Origin of the sequence: Rhizobium sp. SJZ105, from assembly GCF_007828365.1 — a bacterium.
Lineage (GTDB): Bacteria > Pseudomonadota > Alphaproteobacteria > Rhizobiales > Rhizobiaceae > Agrobacterium > Agrobacterium tumefaciens.
In genome coordinates, this window is the sequence record NZ_VIUP01000001.1 from 175,206 (window position 1) to 190,116 (window position 14,911).

18 protein-coding genes are annotated in these 14,911 nt (G+C 58.1%); 7 read left to right on the forward strand and 11 right to left on the reverse strand.

Features of this window, described 5'->3' with window-relative positions:
• Positions 1–33: 33 nt before the first annotated feature.
• From hspQ to FB593_RS00940, 4 genes are all read right to left on the reverse strand, one after another.
• Complete coding sequence (hspQ, locus tag FB593_RS00925; RefSeq protein ID WP_003515726.1) at positions 34–363, reverse strand: heat shock protein HspQ; 330 nt, start codon at positions 361–363, stop codon at positions 34–36.
• An 89-nt stretch (positions 364–452) separates the two neighbouring features.
• Positions 453–1,376 carry a DMT family transporter gene (locus FB593_RS00930; RefSeq protein ID WP_075807527.1) on the reverse strand — a complete coding sequence of 308 codons (924 nt, stop codon included), beginning with the start codon at positions 1,374–1,376 and terminating at the stop codon, positions 453–455.
• Between the two features lie 98 nt (positions 1,377–1,474).
• A complete protein-coding gene (gene glnA / locus FB593_RS00935; protein WP_003515722.1) occupies positions 1,475–2,884 on the reverse strand; it encodes a type I glutamate--ammonia ligase in 1,410 nt (469 codons plus the stop codon).
• 74 nt (positions 2,885–2,958) lie between these two features.
• Positions 2,959–3,297, reverse strand: coding sequence for a P-II family nitrogen regulator (locus FB593_RS00940; RefSeq protein WP_003515720.1), 339 nt, complete (start codon positions 3,295–3,297; stop codon positions 2,959–2,961).
• Between the two features lie 89 nt (positions 3,298–3,386).
• Between FB593_RS00940 and FB593_RS27410 the strand changes: the two genes are divergently transcribed.
• Together FB593_RS27410 and FB593_RS00945 are read left to right on the forward strand one after the other, a co-directional pair.
• Complete coding sequence (locus tag FB593_RS27410) at positions 3,387–3,542, forward strand: hypothetical protein (RefSeq protein ID WP_003515718.1); 156 nt, start codon at positions 3,387–3,389, stop codon at positions 3,540–3,542.
• Positions 3,543–3,655: 113 nt separating this feature from the next.
• The gene (locus FB593_RS00945) at positions 3,656–5,131 is read left to right on the forward strand and encodes an NAD(P)H-hydrate dehydratase (RefSeq protein ID WP_145166261.1); all 1,476 of its coding nucleotides are present in this window, start codon (positions 3,656–3,658) and stop codon (positions 5,129–5,131) included.
• Positions 5,132–5,293: 162 nt separating this feature from the next.
• Here the strand turns inward: FB593_RS00945 and FB593_RS28045 are convergent, their stop codons facing one another.
• Together FB593_RS28045 and FB593_RS00955 are read right to left on the reverse strand one after the other, a co-directional pair.
• On the reverse strand, positions 5,294–6,331 hold the full coding sequence (locus tag FB593_RS28045) for a GlxA family transcriptional regulator (protein ID WP_003515714.1): 1,038 nt from the start codon (positions 6,329–6,331) through the stop codon (positions 5,294–5,296).
• A 272-nt stretch (positions 6,332–6,603) separates the two neighbouring features.
• Positions 6,604–6,822: a hypothetical protein gene (locus FB593_RS00955; RefSeq protein WP_013636319.1), complete on the reverse strand. Its 219-nt coding sequence runs from the start codon at positions 6,820–6,822 to the stop codon at positions 6,604–6,606.
• A 239-nt stretch (positions 6,823–7,061) separates the two neighbouring features.
• On the opposite strand from FB593_RS00955, the gene FB593_RS00960 reads away from it, so the two are divergent.
• Positions 7,062–8,000, forward strand: a complete 939-nt coding sequence (locus FB593_RS00960) for a LysR family transcriptional regulator (RefSeq protein ID WP_003515711.1) — start codon at positions 7,062–7,064, stop codon at positions 7,998–8,000.
• 62 nt (positions 8,001–8,062) lie between these two features.
• On the opposite strand, the gene FB593_RS00965 is transcribed toward FB593_RS00960, so the two are convergent.
• Both FB593_RS00965 and FB593_RS00970 read right to left on the reverse strand, forming a co-directional pair.
• On the reverse strand, positions 8,063–8,983 hold the full coding sequence (locus FB593_RS00965; protein ID WP_145166262.1) for a methylenetetrahydrofolate reductase: 921 nt from the start codon (positions 8,981–8,983) through the stop codon (positions 8,063–8,065).
• Between the two features lie 105 nt (positions 8,984–9,088).
• Positions 9,089–9,865 (reverse strand): formyl transferase, encoded by a 777-nt coding sequence (locus FB593_RS00970; protein WP_065687284.1) that lies wholly within the window; start codon positions 9,863–9,865, stop codon positions 9,089–9,091.
• 192 nt (positions 9,866–10,057) lie between these two features.
• On the opposite strand from FB593_RS00970, the gene FB593_RS00975 reads away from it, so the two are divergent.
• Both FB593_RS00975 and FB593_RS00980 read left to right on the forward strand, forming a co-directional pair.
• Complete coding sequence (locus FB593_RS00975) at positions 10,058–10,219, forward strand: entericidin A/B family lipoprotein (RefSeq protein ID WP_003515706.1); 162 nt, start codon at positions 10,058–10,060, stop codon at positions 10,217–10,219.
• A gap of 135 nt (positions 10,220–10,354) precedes the next feature.
• A complete protein-coding gene (locus FB593_RS00980) occupies positions 10,355–11,122 on the forward strand; it encodes a phosphodiester glycosidase family protein (RefSeq protein ID WP_145166263.1) in 768 nt (255 codons plus the stop codon).
• Between the two features lies 1 nt (position 11,123).
• On the opposite strand, the gene FB593_RS00985 is transcribed toward FB593_RS00980, so the two are convergent.
• Together FB593_RS00985 and FB593_RS27415 are read right to left on the reverse strand one after the other, a co-directional pair.
• Positions 11,124–11,474 (reverse strand): hypothetical protein, encoded by a 351-nt coding sequence (locus FB593_RS00985; protein WP_003515702.1) that lies wholly within the window; start codon positions 11,472–11,474, stop codon positions 11,124–11,126.
• A 390-nt stretch (positions 11,475–11,864) separates the two neighbouring features.
• The gene (locus FB593_RS27415; RefSeq protein WP_025593682.1) at positions 11,865–12,131 is read right to left on the reverse strand and encodes a hypothetical protein; all 267 of its coding nucleotides are present in this window, start codon (positions 12,129–12,131) and stop codon (positions 11,865–11,867) included.
• Between FB593_RS27415 and FB593_RS00995 the strand changes: the two genes are divergently transcribed.
• Positions 12,130–13,533: an L-serine ammonia-lyase gene (locus FB593_RS00995; RefSeq protein WP_145166264.1), complete on the forward strand. Its 1,404-nt coding sequence runs from the start codon at positions 12,130–12,132 to the stop codon at positions 13,531–13,533. The genes FB593_RS27415 and FB593_RS00995 overlap by 2 nt on opposite strands.
• Positions 13,534–13,598: 65 nt before the next feature.
• Positions 13,599–14,036 carry a DUF1489 family protein gene (locus FB593_RS01000; RefSeq protein WP_013636312.1) on the forward strand — a complete coding sequence of 146 codons (438 nt, stop codon included), beginning with the start codon at positions 13,599–13,601 and terminating at the stop codon, positions 14,034–14,036.
• Positions 14,037–14,131: 95 nt separating this feature from the next.
• Here FB593_RS01000 and FB593_RS01005 read toward each other — a convergent pair whose 3' ends face one another.
• The gene (locus FB593_RS01005; RefSeq protein WP_111790295.1) at positions 14,132–14,740 is read right to left on the reverse strand and encodes a transglutaminase-like cysteine peptidase; all 609 of its coding nucleotides are present in this window, start codon (positions 14,738–14,740) and stop codon (positions 14,132–14,134) included.
• Positions 14,741–14,911 lie beyond the last annotated feature (171 nt).

Consider the following 14,911-nt stretch of genomic DNA (forward strand, 5'->3'; position numbering starts at 1 on the left):
CGCCCTTATGACTGTTGTCAAATCGGGCGTGCGCTAATGCGCCAGCGACATCTTCGGCCGCCACTCGCCGTTGGGCGCCTTGTCGAACATCCGCTCGATATTGCGGTTGCGGAGCGGCGCCTCGTTTTCATCGTGGACGAGGTTCTGTTCGGAAACGTAAGCGACATATTCAGTCTCATCGTTTTCCGCCAGAAGATGGTAGAAGGGCTGGTCGCGCTCCGGGCGAATATCGGCGGGGATGGCGTTCCACCACTCTTCCGTATTGGCATATTCCGGATCCACGTCAATCACCACACCGCGGAACGGAAACACCTTGTGGCGGACGATCTCGCCAAGCGTAAATTTTGCGTCTCTTTGTTTCATGGTATGAACTTCCTTTCCCACTAATAGTTGGGTGCGGAATGGGAAATATCAAGGGCTAGCGGTATTCGGCCCTTTTTCCCGTTATGTTCTTAAGCGACCCTGCGGCCGATCGGTGCGGTGGCGATGACGACGCCGCCGGTAACCAGCACGATGCCGATGGCGTGATATGTTTCAAACGTTTCACCAAGGAAAAGCGTGGCCATGACAATCGAGACGGGTGGCATCATGTAAAGCGTGATGCCTGCCGTGGCGGGGCCGAAAACGCGGACCGTATGGGTGAAGCAATAAAAGGCAAGCAGTGAGGCGAACAGGATGATGCCGCCGATCTTGGCCCAGGCGATGGCCGTGGCCGGCAGCAAGCCACCATGCGCCAGTTCGACCGCTGCCGGCGGGAGCAGGACCAGCGCGCCGGAGAAGGCGATGAGGCCGAAAAGGCTGAACGAGGCCATCTGCCGCGCCGCGGGATCGCGCAACAGCAGCGAATAGACCGCAAACGCAATCGCTGCCGTCAGAATGGCAAAATCGCCAATGTTGAATTTCATCTGCCAGAGAGCGGACATATCGCCCTTGAGCACGATTGCCGCCACGCCCGCAAAAGCGATGATCATGCCCGCCACTTCGAGCCTGCGGATCGGGCGGCCCTGAAAGATGCGCTGGAACAGGATGATGAATAGCGACGAAGTCGTGTAGATCAACGTACCGTTGGCAGCCGTCGTCATTGTGAGGCCCCAATAGACCACGCCGCCGCAGACGCCCATGCCGAGAATGCCAAGAACGAGCCAGAGCAGCGTTTTCTGGCGCACGAAGGCGAGGCAGTTCCGCCAGTCGGCGATCATGAACGGAGCGATGATGAGGCTCGATCCGATCCAGCGAATGAAGGCGGCAATGAAGGGCGAGACCTCTCCGATGACGCCGCGGCCGAAAATGATGTTGCTGGAGAAAAAGAACGGTACCGCCAGAAAGATGAGCCAGTCCGTGAGGCGCGTTTGCTGAGAGGCTGGCTTGATCGACATTGTTCGCGACATGGCTGGGCATCAAAAGAAAACGGCGGCTTTCCAGGGGAAAACCGCCGAGCGGGAAGGGACGCCTCTAAAGGCGTCCCAAATGCCGGTCAGGCCGAGTAGTACATGTCGAATTCGACCGGATGCGGGGTCATTTCGAAGCGCATGACTTCCTGCATCTTCAGCTCGATGAACGAGTCGATCTGGTCGTCGTCGAACACGCCGCCTGCGGTCAGGAACTTGCGATCCTTGTCGAGGCTCTCCAGCGCTTCGCGCAGCGAGCCGCAGACGGTCGGGATCTTTTTCAGTTCCTTGGCAGGAAGGTCGTAAAGGTCCTTGTCCATCGGCTTGCCGGGATGGATCTTGTTCTTGATGCCGTCGAGGCCGGCCATCAGCATGGCTGCAAAACCGAGATAGGGGTTCTGGGTCGGGTCCGGGAAGCGGACTTCGACGCGCTTTGCCTTCGGGTTGGAGCCGAAGGGAATGCGGCAAGATGCGGAGCGGTTGCGGGCGGAATAGGCCAGCAGAACCGGAGCTTCATAACCCGGTACCAGACGCTTGTAGGAGTTGGTGGTGGGGTTGGTAAAGGCGTTGATTGCCTTGGCATGCTTGATGATGCCGCCGATGTAGTACAGGCAGTTTTCAGACAGGCCGGCATATTCGTCGCCAGCAAAGGTCGGCTTGCCGCCCTTCCAGATCGACTGGTGCACGTGCATGCCCGAGCCGTTGTCGCCGAAGATCGGCTTCGGCATGAAGGTTGCCGTCTTGCCATAGGCATTGGCGACCTGGTGCACGACGTACTTGTAGATCTGCATCTTGTCGGCGCTGGATACCATGGTGTCGAACTTCACGCCCAGCTCGTGCTGCGCGGAGGCGACTTCGTGGTGGTGCTTTTCGACGACGACGCCCATTTCAGCGAGAACCGTCAGCATTTCGGAACGCATGTCCTGCAGGCTGTCGATCGGCGGAACCGGGAAGTAACCGCCCTTGACGCGCGGACGGTGGCCAAGGTTGCCGGTTTCGTAATCCGTGTCGTCGTTGGACGGCAGTTCCGATGAATCCAGCTTGAAGCCGGTGTTGTAAGGGTCTGCCTTGTATTTCACGTCGTCAAAGACGAAGAATTCCGGCTCGGGGCCAACGAAGATGGTGTCGCCGATACCGGAGGCCTTGAGGTAGGCTTCGGCCTTCTTGGCGGTGCCGCGCGGGTCGCGGTTATAGGCTTCGCCGGAAACCGGGTCGAGAATGTCGCAAAGGATGACGAGGGTCGACTGGGCGAAGAACGGATCGGTATGGGCAGTTGCCGGATCGGGCATCAGCACCATGTCGGATTCGTTGATGGCCTTCCAGCCGGCGATCGAGGAGCCGTCGAACATGACGCCATCGGCGAACATGTCTTCGTCTACGCAGACAACATCCATGGTGACATGCTGCAGCTTGCCCTTGGGGTCGGTAAAGCGCAGGTCCACGAACTTGATGTCGTTATCCTTGATCTGCTTCAAGATATCGTTTGCGGTCGTCATTTAAACGTTTTCCTTGAGTGTGGTGGTGACGAGGTGAAAAACCTGAGCCTCCCCGGCTCAGGACCTGGTTCCGATTATATGGCGTCCACGCCTGTTTCACCGGTACGGATTCGGATGACTTCCTCGACGTTGGAAACGAAAATCTTTCCGTCGCCGATACGTCCGGTCTGTGCCGCATTGCGGATAGCCTCAATGACGGCTTCCGCATTTTCGTCCGCCAGTACGACTTCGACTTTCACTTTCGGCAAAAAGTCCACAACGTACTCTGCTCCGCGGTAGAGTTCCGTGTGGCCCTTCTGACGACCAAAGCCTTTTGCTTCCGTGACCGTGATTCCCTGAAGTCCGACTTCCTGAAGGGCTTCCTTCACTTCATCGAGCTTGAAAGGCTTAATGATCGCTTCGATCTTTTTCATGAGAAAATATCTCTCCGCTTCTCCCGTTAAAGCAGGTTATTCCCGCTCTGCCACAAGAATGCACGTATTGTGCCAGATCGGAAGCGGGCTTGAAGAAAAAACTTCGCTTGCCCGGCTTTCTGGCACAAAATGCATTCGCTTTTTGTGGTTTTCCAGCCAATTTCTCGCCAAAACCCGAAAAATCCGTCATCAATTCTGTCGGTTTTCCTTATTTTAGTTATGTTGAATATTTCGGGATGCACTGACGGCGTTTTGTTGATTTGTTTATATTTTATGCATTTGATTATTATTTCGCCGCAGCCATTTGCTTATTTTTGTATCGATTGCCTTTCCGGCGTTTTGAAGGGATGATCGCTCCATGAAATCCCTATTGAATCTCTCTCTTATCGACCCTGCTGTGATGGCCCGCATCGATGCGGCCTCAGGCCAATCCGGTATTCCCCTATACGATCTTATGGAGCGGGCAGGGCAGGCGGTCGCTGCTTCGGCCCTTCGCTACTATCCGGACGTGCTGCGTTTCGTCGTGCTCTGCGGAGGCGGCAATAATGGCGGTGATGGTTACGTTGCGGCACGCTCGCTTGTGCAAAGCGGGGCGACAGTTGCGGTTCATCATCTTGGCCACGTTACGGCCATGAAAGGCGATGCCCGCACGGCTTTCGAGGGCAGCGGCGTCACAGCCCTGCCGCTTGGCGACTATGTGCCCATGGCTGGAGACGTGGTGATTGACGCGGTGTTCGGTGCCGGATTGTCCCGCGAGATTCCGTCGGAGCTTCGGCGCGTGATCGATGCGGTGACGCAGGCAGCCGTGCCGGTTCTCGCCGTCGATCTGCCGTCTGGTCTTTGCGGCAGGAGGGGCGTGCCTCTGGGCGCATCGTTCAAGGCGGAGCGGACCGTAACCTTCATGGCGCGAAAACCCGGCCATCTGTTGATGCCGGGGCGGGAACTGTGCGGGACGCTTGAGGTGTTCGATATCGGTATCCCCTCCCGTATTCTCGCCGCTCATGCGGGATCGGTTGCGGAAAACGATCCACTTGTCTGGCGCGACGCCTTGCCCCCCTCCGAAATGGAAACGCATAAATTCCGCCGTGGGCATCTGACCGTCTTTTCCGGACCGCCACATGCGACGGGAGCAAGCCGCATGACGGCAATCGCGGCGCTGAAGGCGGGGGCGGGCATCGTCACCATCGCCGCGCCGAAGCAGGCGCTCGACGTGCTTTCGGTGACATTGACGGCGGTGATGAGCTCCGGTCTGGATGATGCGGACGATCTGCGCCACTGGCTGGACGACAAACGCCACGGCGCTTTCGTCCTCGGTCCCGGTTTCGGCGATCTCGAAAAGGCGCGGCAATTCGTGTCCCTGCTCGGGGACAAGGTGGTGGTGCTGGATGCCGACGCGATCACCGCTTTCAAGGACTGCCCGGAAACCCTCTTCGACCGGGTGATTTCAGGCGCGGGGAAATTCGTATTGACGCCGCATGAGGGCGAGTTTGCCCGGCTGTTTCCCGATCTCGCCGCTGACACGTCACTGAGCAAGATCGAGAAGGCGCAGACCGCATCGGCGCGCAGCGGCGCAGTGCTGGTCTACAAGGGTGCGGATACGGTCATCGCCGCGCCGGACGGCCGCGCGCTGGTCAATACCAATGCGCCGTCGAGCCTTGCGACGGCGGGGTCAGGCGATGTGCTGGCGGGCATCATCGGCGCATTGCTTGCGCAGGGAACGCCTGCCTTTGAGGCCGCCGCTGCCGGTGTCTGGCTGCATGGCGAGGCGGGCAGCAGGGCGGGTGCAGGTATGACGGCAGAGGATCTCGCCTACGCGGTGCGGCCGTTTGCGTGACCTTGAGTTGTTGTCCACTCCGTCACCCCGGACTTGATCGCAGGAGATACCTTTCGCTGCGCAGACGCGTCGTGGCTGGATGCCGGATCTAGTCCGGCATGACGGGGGGAGGTTTTCATCACTGAGGCGAGGGCTTTTTCGCGCTCGAAGTTTAAAGCCGCGTCAGTGCGCGGCTTTGCCCTGGCTCGCGGTTGCCATCCGCGAAGCGCTGATCAGCAGCTTGCGTTCCGCCCGTTCCTGTTGCGGCGTGCGATTGTAGATTTCGCGATAACACTTGGAGAAATGCGAAGCGGAGACGAAACCGCAGGCAACGGCAACCTCGACCACCGGCATGGCCGATTGCACCAGCAGGTGGCGGGCGCGGTCCAGGCGAATTTCAAGATAGTAGCGGGCGGGTGAGCGGCCCATTTCCTGCCGGAAGAGACGCTCCACCTGTCGGCGCGACAGATCGGCCGCATCGGCGATGTCGAGCAGTGACAGCGGCTCGGACAGATTGCCTTCCATCAATTCGATGATCGACAGGACCTTGCTATTCTGAACGCCGAGGCGCGCACGCAGCGGCAGGCGCTGGCGGTCGTTGGGGCTGCGCACCCGGTCCGTCAATTGCTGCTCGCAGACGCGGTTGACAAGATTTTCGCCGAAATCCTGACCGATCAGGCTCAGCATCATATCGAGCGATGCGGTGCCGCCGGCGCAGGTATAGATGTTGCTGTCGACCTCGAAGAGATCGGCATAGACTTCCACCTGCGGGAAGGCTTCGGAAAAACCAGGCAGGTTCTCCCAGTGGATCGCACAGCGTTTGCCGTTCAAGAGACCGGCCTGCGCGAGGATATGCGCGGCGGTACAGAGGCTGCCGATGGCGATGCCGCGATTATAGGCTTCACGCAGCCAGGCATTGACGGATTTGTTGATGTGCTGGTCGACATCGATGCCCGAACAGATGATCGCCATTTCAACGCGGTTTTCGCCGCTGACATATCGGCGCTCATCGGCAAGACAGGTGTCGACCTCAAGACAGATGCCGCTTGATGACATGACCTTCTGGCCGTCGAGCGAGGCGAGGCGCCATTCGTAAGCCTGATACCCCAGCATGCGATTGGCGATGCGAAGCGTTTCAACCGCTGCGGCGAACGGCAGCATGGTAAATTGCGGAATGAGAAAAAAGACGATTGAGCGTTTCTTCTGGGAGTTCCTGCTCATTTGCCCGTGCTCCGTTGCGAATACGCAATTCCTCCCTTGGAATCGGTCTTCTGGATGTCCTGTTTCCGACATCTTTAACGAAAAATACGCCGTGAAATCCGGGCTGTCAAAAAATAGCTTTTGAAATATGCAAAATTTGCGACAAGCCTTTTTAAAGGGCGTCGTGTCGCATGTAAAACAGGCAGGTCATTTTACGCCTCTGCCGGCGCGTCTCGGGATTGACGGGGATGGCTCGCAAGTCCTGGGACGGTTGCGAGCCATGGGGTTGCGCATCATTTGCGGATGACCCTGATGCGGTTGCTGTCGGTTGTCGGCCATCCAATGTCCTTCAATGTTTCAGGCGGCAAACCTTCCAGCGCGCGGAGCATTCTTGCGCGCTTCCATGACGTATGGAGAGCGGAAATCTGGCCGGACAGGCGCTGGAGCCAGCTACCGGTCGAGGGGCGTTGCGATGAACGGCTCGCTGCGGGGTGATAATGTATCATGGCCATGTCTTGATCCTTTCGTGAACCACGATCCTGTTTACGACTTCGGTATGCGCTTACATATCTCATCAAACAAGAGAATGAATTTTATGTCATTCATCAGTTCTAGGAATGACTCGCGCTCGCCGCCTGCTGGACTTTCTGTCGTTCCGTGATGGGCCAGCGCTTCATTCCGACAAGGTGTTAGTTGCCCTGTCATTCGATGTCCCGGATGGTGCGCCTGTGTTGACATTCAATCAAACGAAATGATATCCATCTATAAATCAAAATATTTGAAGGTTCGTGCCATGACCGTAACTTTCCGCCAACCGCTGCCGCTGCTGGATAACGACATTCTGAGAACCTTCGTCGCGATTGCCGAGACCGGGAACTTCTCCACCGCTGCAGAGGTGGTGTTCAGAACGCCGTCCGCCGTTTCCATGCAGATAAAGAAGCTGGAGGAACAGCTGAAGACGACGTTGTTCCTGCGCGATGCCCGCTCGGTTACTTTGACGGCCCATGGCGAAACGCTTCTTACCTATGCGCGCCGCATGATCGCGCTGTCTAACGAGGCCGTGTCGCGTTTCGTCATGCCTGAACTGTCTGGCGTCGTCAGGCTCGGTGCGCCGGAAGATATTGGCGAGCGCGGTTTGCTCCCGGGTATCCTCAAGCGTTTTGCCGAGGTTTTCCCCGGCATCATGATCGATGTCACGATCGATTCCAGTTCCAATCTCTACAAGCGCATGGATGAACGGCGGCTGGATCTGGCACTGGTCAACTGTGCGTCGCATCCGCTGCGGGATACGGGCGAGGTGCTGATGCGCGAACGTCTCGTCTGGGCAGGGGCAAAATGCGGTACGGCCTATCTGCGCGATCCGCTGCCCATATCGATCTGGGAAGAGGGCTGCATCTGGCGTTCGGAAGCGATCAACTCGCTTGAAAAGCGGGGTCGCAATTTCCGCGTGGCCTATCTCAGCGGCCATACCATGGCGCAGCGCGCAGCAATTGCCGCCGATCTCGCCATCGCGCCCCTGCCGCGCTCCTATGTGCAGAACGACATGGTCATTCTGAGCGACAAGGAAGGCCTGCCGGAACTTGGTTATTTCGATATTCGCCTGATCACGGGCGAAAGACCCTCGCGCCCCATCCTTGCGGTCGCGGAAAGCATCCGCAACGCCTTTGTCGAGGTCGCCAAGGCGGCCTGAGGTAGATCTTTATAAGGAATGCGCGACGGCGAGCGTCCGTCGCGCCATAGGCAAAGGTGGGCCTAGATCGCTACCGTGCCCCGCTTTGCGGAAAAGTCCGCATCGCCGGTTTGCCAGCTTCCACGACCGGCCAGCCAGTCTGCCGAATTCTGTAGCCCACCAAATGGGAAAACGTGTATTTGCCGGATCGGCCCTGCCGGATTTGCCTGCCAGTGCCGTTCGATAGGGCCGACCACGCTTTCCGGTGAATGGCCCTTGGCCAGCGTCGTCAGGGAGAGCGCGTTCTTTTTCAGATAGGCGATGGAATTGCCGACGCCGCAGAGAGCTGCATATTTCAGCAGCGTCGTGATCCTGGCCGGACCGGAGACGCCGATATGCACCGGCAAGTCGATGCCGGAGGCGGCAAGTCCTTCCGCCCAGGCGATGAAGCGCGCGGGGTCGAAGCCGAACTGGGTGACGATGCGCATTGCTGCATCGCTTCTTTCGGCAAAATCATACTTCAACTTCAAGGCGGCCGTCGCCGTCTCATCGCTGAAATCGGGGCTGCCTTCGGGATGGCCGGCGATTGCAATCTGATTGATCCCGCAGCGATCCAAGATGCCGGTCGACAGCATATCCATGCTGGATGCGAAGGGACCAGCCGGCGTGGCGACGCCACCGCCGACTACCAGCACATCCGACACACCCGCTTCGCCTGCCAGCCGCTTCACCTGCTCCTCGAATTCCACGCGAGACGATATGCGCCGTGCCGCGAGATGCGGCACTGGTGTGTAGCCGAGATCGCGAAGATGTTTTGCAGCGTCGACCAGCCTGTCCTGCGAGGCCTGTCCGGTGTCTGTCAGATAGACACGCACGCCCTCTGGAAAGATACCGGCAAGACTTGCCGGGCCGAGCACCTGTGCGGGTGAGGCTTCAATGGAGGCGGCAATGGCGGGAGAGGTCGAGATATCGTGCAATTTGAATTTGGTCCTTTTCCTTATCATGCACCGCTTTTTTGCCCACGTCTTTGCCTGTTGCGGCAAGACAGCCCTGCATCTGCGACGAAGCTTGATTTCATGCGTTTGGCTGGCGGCAATGGCTGGTTGTCCTCACCAGACACGTTTGGTGAGGCCGTTCCACAGCCATGTCCAGATCGTCGGCGGAAACCGCAGCACCGATTTGCCAGGCAAGGGCGGTTGCGGCGCAAGGCTGCCGGAAAGGGCGTCCTCGATAGCGCTGACCGCAATATCGACCGAGGCGGCGGTCAGAAGCAGGGGGTAGGTGGCTATGGTATCGGAAGGCGAGGGCTTCAGCCGCTTTTCGTAAAGGGTTGCGCCGGTATCCACGCCCTTGTCGACCAGATGCACGGTCGCGCCGAAATTACCCCGGTCCTTTTCCACCAGCGCCCAATAACCGCCCATCTGGCCGCGATAGGCGGGATTGATGCCGGCGTGGAAATTGATGACCGGGCAGCGCAGAGCTTGAAGGGTTGCCGGTGTCAGAAGGCGGCAGGAAATGGTGAAGATCGCCGCCGGTTGCAAGGTGTTGATGGCCTTGTGGCACTCTTCGTCGTTCAGGGAGGCAACATGTGTAACAGGAACTGCCTGGCCGAGATCGGCAGAGAGGCCATGTTCGGCAATGATCTCATTGGTGCGCCGAACAGTGAAGCGTTTGCCGAGCCGGGAGGCGATCATCGTCGCCATCTGGCCTGCGGCTGTCATCCAGCCGAGCCGCCGCGCCCGTCTTTTCAGAATGGCCGATTTGCTTTCCGCCTGCTCCACGATGACATGGATATCCGGAAACCGGGCGGCCAGCGCATTGATCATGACATTGGGGTTCAGCCCCCCCGCCGTCATCACCAGTAGCCGATTGTTTATCTCAGTCATGTCACCCACACGATTTTCCCGATCATGATCCCTGCGCCCGAGTTTCCCTCGCGAAGTTCAAAACCATGTTAATTTTCACCGACGGGATTTTTTCAAACGCCGGTGGAACCGATTTCCAATGCTCACGTTATTGTGACGCATATCACATCGGCGCTTGCCTTTGGACGGCAAGTCATAGGGGAGTTATTTCAAATGATCACACGTATTCTTTCGACAGTTTTCGTGGCTTTGTTGACCGTCGTGACCTTGAGTTCCTGCGGTAATACCATTCGCGGCGTTGGCCGGGATACGGCAAATGCAGTGGACGCCACGCAGGACGCAGGTCGTAGCGTAGACCGCGCCGCGCGTCGCTAAGTCTCTCCCCTCCAAGGTCTGGCGTCTCCCTGAATGAAGGGGACGCCTTTTCTTTGACCTGATTTCACCGTCACAGTTCATGAAGTAAGAATCGCGCCGTATTAAGATGGGGCGAGAGGGCATGAGCGGGCGTTGATGAAAAGACTGGTGACGAAAAGACTGATTGGCTTGCTGCTGCCATTGCTTTTGCCGTTTTCGGCTGAGGCGGGCGGACAGGCGGATTTCTGCAAAACCATGGAGCATTCGGGCGGACGTTACATCGTCTGCAGTTTCGATCCGGCGAAAAGCATGATTCGGATTTACGACCGCGATCATGTTTCGGGTGAGGGATATCGCTCCTTCTCCGATCTCTCCTCCGCCCTGTGGCGGCAGCACATGTTCAGCGTTTTCGCCATGAATGGCGGCATGTATCATTCCGACTATTCTCCCGTTGGCCTTTTTGTCGAAAATGGCGTCGAACGTTCACCGATTATTACCGGCGGCGGGTGGGGCAATTTCCATCTTCTGCCGAACGGCGTGTTTTATCTGAAGGGTGCAATGGCGGGCGTTCTGGAAACGCAGGCCTATGTCTCTGCCGGCTTGAAGCCGGATTTTGCCACCCAGTCCGGCCCGATGCTGGTGATCGATGGAAAGCTGCATCCGCGTTTTCTGCCCGATAGCGACAGCCTGAAACGCCGCAACGGCGTCGGCGTGTCGCGCGACGGCATGGTGCATTTCGCGATTTCGGAAAACACCGTGCGTTTTTACGACTTCGCGACGTTGTTCAGGGATGCGCTGGATGCGCCAAACGCGCTGTATCTCGACGGGACGATTTCCAGTGTCGACATTCCCGCGATGAAAAGGCGCGATTTCCTGTTTCCCATGGGGCCAATTATCGCTGTCGTCGACAGAGTGCCTGACTAAGTCAGATCGGCGCCTTGGGGTAGGCTTTTTCGAGGCCTGCCGATGCCGTCAGTCCCTTGCGGAAGGCCAGATAGGCAGGATGCTGGCTGGCCTTGGCCGCCTCCGTGATGCGTATCTGCAGGCGGGCAGGGGCGTTACAGCCCAGCCATTCGCCTGATGTCTCCAGTTTCAGACTGTTAAGGAAGCGGGCATTGGCCTGTTGATCGAGATAGAGATTGAGGCCGGCCAGCAGGTTTTCATCCTGCAACACGTTTTCCATCAAAAGCAGCACCCACGCCTTGTCCTCGCTTGCAAGCGAGGCAAGTTTCGATGCGACCGTCTCGCGGTCCGGAAAAGATGATGCCTGCTGCATGTAATGACGAATCCCGTTGCCGTTTTCTGTCGATAAGGCACAGCCGAAAGGCTTTCAAGGCACAACAGTCCGGACACTGAAATTCAACTCTGGAATGCCGATTGCCGCTGGCTTCAACAGGTGTTTGTGCGAAACCTTCATAAACCAGTTACACTTTGGTTCAAATTGAGGCGAACGACAAAAAGGGGTAACCTGAAAGCCCCGATCTAAAGCCTTGTTTTTTCACACACCTATGCAACTGACGAATGGCAGCCCGTCAAAAACGCCTTCATTTAGCCGCTTTTTGCATTTGCGTTCTGCGCCGGATTTTAATAAATGCTTCCCCCAACGGGCCCGGTCTTGAAGATCGCCCGGAGAGTGAATAGCTGGAGTAATCATGGAAGAAACCGCTCAGAAATCCTGTTGGGCCGTCACCTTGCGCGCGCTTGCAGGCTTTGCCGCATTTCTCGCATTGACGTACATTTTTGGCAGCCCATAAGCACTTCTCATGAATGACGGGTTTTGAAACGGCGCGGTTTCCTCTGGAAACCGTGCTGTTTTCGTTTCTGCGGCCCGCATGTCGCAGCTGCAAAAGCCGGTGCCGCTCTTTTGTGGCGATCCGTCGCGGCTTTGGATATGATGGCGGTGGAATCCATTCTTATTCAAGGTAAGCCTCATGTTTCTTTCGGTCTTCGACGTCTTCAAGATCGGTATCGGTCCTTCCAGCTCGCATACGATGGGGCCGATGACGGCGGCGAACCGCTTTCTTGCGCTTATCCTCGGTGATGAATGGCCGCGTCCGGCGGGTGCTTCCGTGTCGCGCCTGAAGGTCAGCCTGCACGGTTCGCTTGCCTTTACCGGCATTGGCCACGGCACCGGCCGTGCGGTCATCCTCGGCCTGACGGGCGAGCGGCCGGATCTCGTCGACCCCGACGCCATGGACCCGATCATCGAAAAGGTTGAAAAGGCGGGCACCGTGTCGCCACCCGGCCACCCCTCCTATGAGTTCAACCCAGCCGAGGATCTGGTCTTCGACAAGAAGAACCCGCTGCCCGGCCATGCCAACGGCATGACCTTTTCTGCCTTAGACAATCAGGGCAGGCTGCTTCTCAAGCGCATCTATTATTCCGTCGGCGGCGGTTTCGTCGTGACCGATACGGAACTGGAAGCGATCAAGCAGCGCGGCAAGACCATCGATAATGGTCCGCGCGTGCCTTATCCGTTCGCCACGGCGCGGGAAATGCTTGAGATGGCGGGCCGCTCCGGCCGCACCATCGCCCAGATGAAGCGCGCAAACGAAGAAACGGTAATCTCCCGCGACGAGCTGAACGAGCGCCTCGACCAGATCTGGGAGGCGATGAACGGCTGCATCGAGCGCGGGCTGAGGGTGGACGGCATCATGCCGGGTGGCCTGAAGGTGCGCCGCCGTGCCCGCTCCATCTACGAGAAGCTGAATGAGGAATGGCGCAGCAACAGGCTCAATCCTGTCATGGCGAATGACTGGTTGAGCGTCTATGCCATGGCCGTGAACGAGGAAAATGCTGCGGGCGGGCGCGTGGTGACAGCGCCGACCAACGGTGCTGCGGGCGTCGTTCCGGCCACGGTCCGGTATTTCCGGCATTTCCACGAGGATGCGACCGTTGACGATGTTCGCGATTTCCTGCTGACGGCGGCCGCAATCGGCGGCATCATCAAGCATAATGCATCTATTTCAGGTGCCGAGGTCGGCTGTCAGGGCGAGGTTGGGTCCGCTGCCGCCATGGCGGCCGCAGGCCTTGCCGCCGTCATGGGCGGTTCGCCAGAACAGGTGGAGAATGCCGCCGAAATCGCGCTCGAGCATCACCTCGGCATGACCTGCGACCCGATCGCCGGTCTGGTGCAGGTGCCCTGCATCGAGCGCAATGCGCTGGGTGCGGTGAAGGCGGTAACGGCGGCTTCCCTGGCGCTGAAGGGTGACGGCCAGCATTTCGTGCCGCTCGATGCCTGTATCGAAACCATGCGCCAGACCGGCAACGACATGAGCGACAAGTACAAGGAAACTTCCACCGGCGGTCTTGCCGTCAACGTTGTGGAATGCTGAGCGGGCAGGGCGTCAGGCATGGTCCACATGCTTGACGCCCGACGCAAAAAGGCATTGATAAGCATATGCCTCTACATCTTATAAAACTTTGCGTCGGCGCGGATTCACTCCAGGATTTGAGAGACTGGGTTGCGCATCGCTCGCTGACCGCGATCGCAGCTGGCCTTGAGCCGCACAGCGTCCACACCACGCGGATGATCCCGAAACGGCTTGACGAATTGCTGGAAGGCGGTTCGCTCTATTGGGTCATCAAGGGCCAGGTGCAGGCACGGCAGAAACTTCTCGACATACGTTCCTTCAAGGGCGACGACGGCATTACCCGCTGCGATCTCATTCTCGGCCCCGAGGTGATCGAGACGTCGCCTGCGCCGAAGCGGCCGTTTCAGGGCTGGCGCTACCTCAAGGACAACGAGGCCCCACGCGATCTCGGCGGCGGTGATTTCGGCGGCGAGGAGATGCCCTCCGACCTCAAGCGGGAACTGGCCGAACTAGGCCTGCTCTGATCGTCAATGGATGTGATTGAAATGAAAAAGCCGGCTTCCTTGCGGAGCCGGCTTTTTCATTTGGGGAGACGGTATTTGCGTGGGTTTGGATGGCTTCAGTTGATGCCGCCAACCGCAGTGGTGGCGCGGCCATCCTGTATTTTCACCCAGCGTCCGGGATTGGCGGTGTCCTGACGCTTCAGGTAGGTATATTCGGTCTCCGACCAGTTCATGACCTTGTTGCGCATGTTGTCGAGGACGAAATCACCGCGATCGGTGCGAACGGTCAGAACTGCATGGCCTTCGCCATTCGGCTGCAGAACAACCGTGATCAGCAGGTTGTTGGCGGAGAAGCCCTTGTTCATCAGCATCTTGCGCTTCAGAAGCACGAAATCTTCGCAATCGCCGACCGTGGTGGGGTAGGCCCAGCGCTCTTCGACGCCGTAGATTTCCATGTCGGTCATCGGCGTGATCGTGGTGTTGGCGGTATAGTTGACGTCGAGCATCGTCTTCCAGCGCTCTTCGGTCAGTTTCATCGGGCCGTTGTCCAGCGATGTCGGCTGGCATTCGCTCTGATAGGTCTGGCAGAACTCGTAGTGGCCGATCGGCGGGTTGGCCTTGCCGATCACGCGCATGGCGGCGGATGGCGAAGCGCTGGCCTGATGGGCGATGGCGCTGACGATGAATGCGATCAGAAAGAAACCGAAACGGTTGTTTTTGCTCATTGCTTGTCTCCCCGTGTTGAGGAGACACTCGCATGTATATTTTGACCCCGCGGAAAGATGCGCGTGTCAATTTGAGCTTATATTTCAGCAAATTAGCGCTTGTTTTGAACTGTATTCGAGTTAGTTTTTACGCGTGTTTGAAGCAAATTTTATTACAATTTTACGCATCTC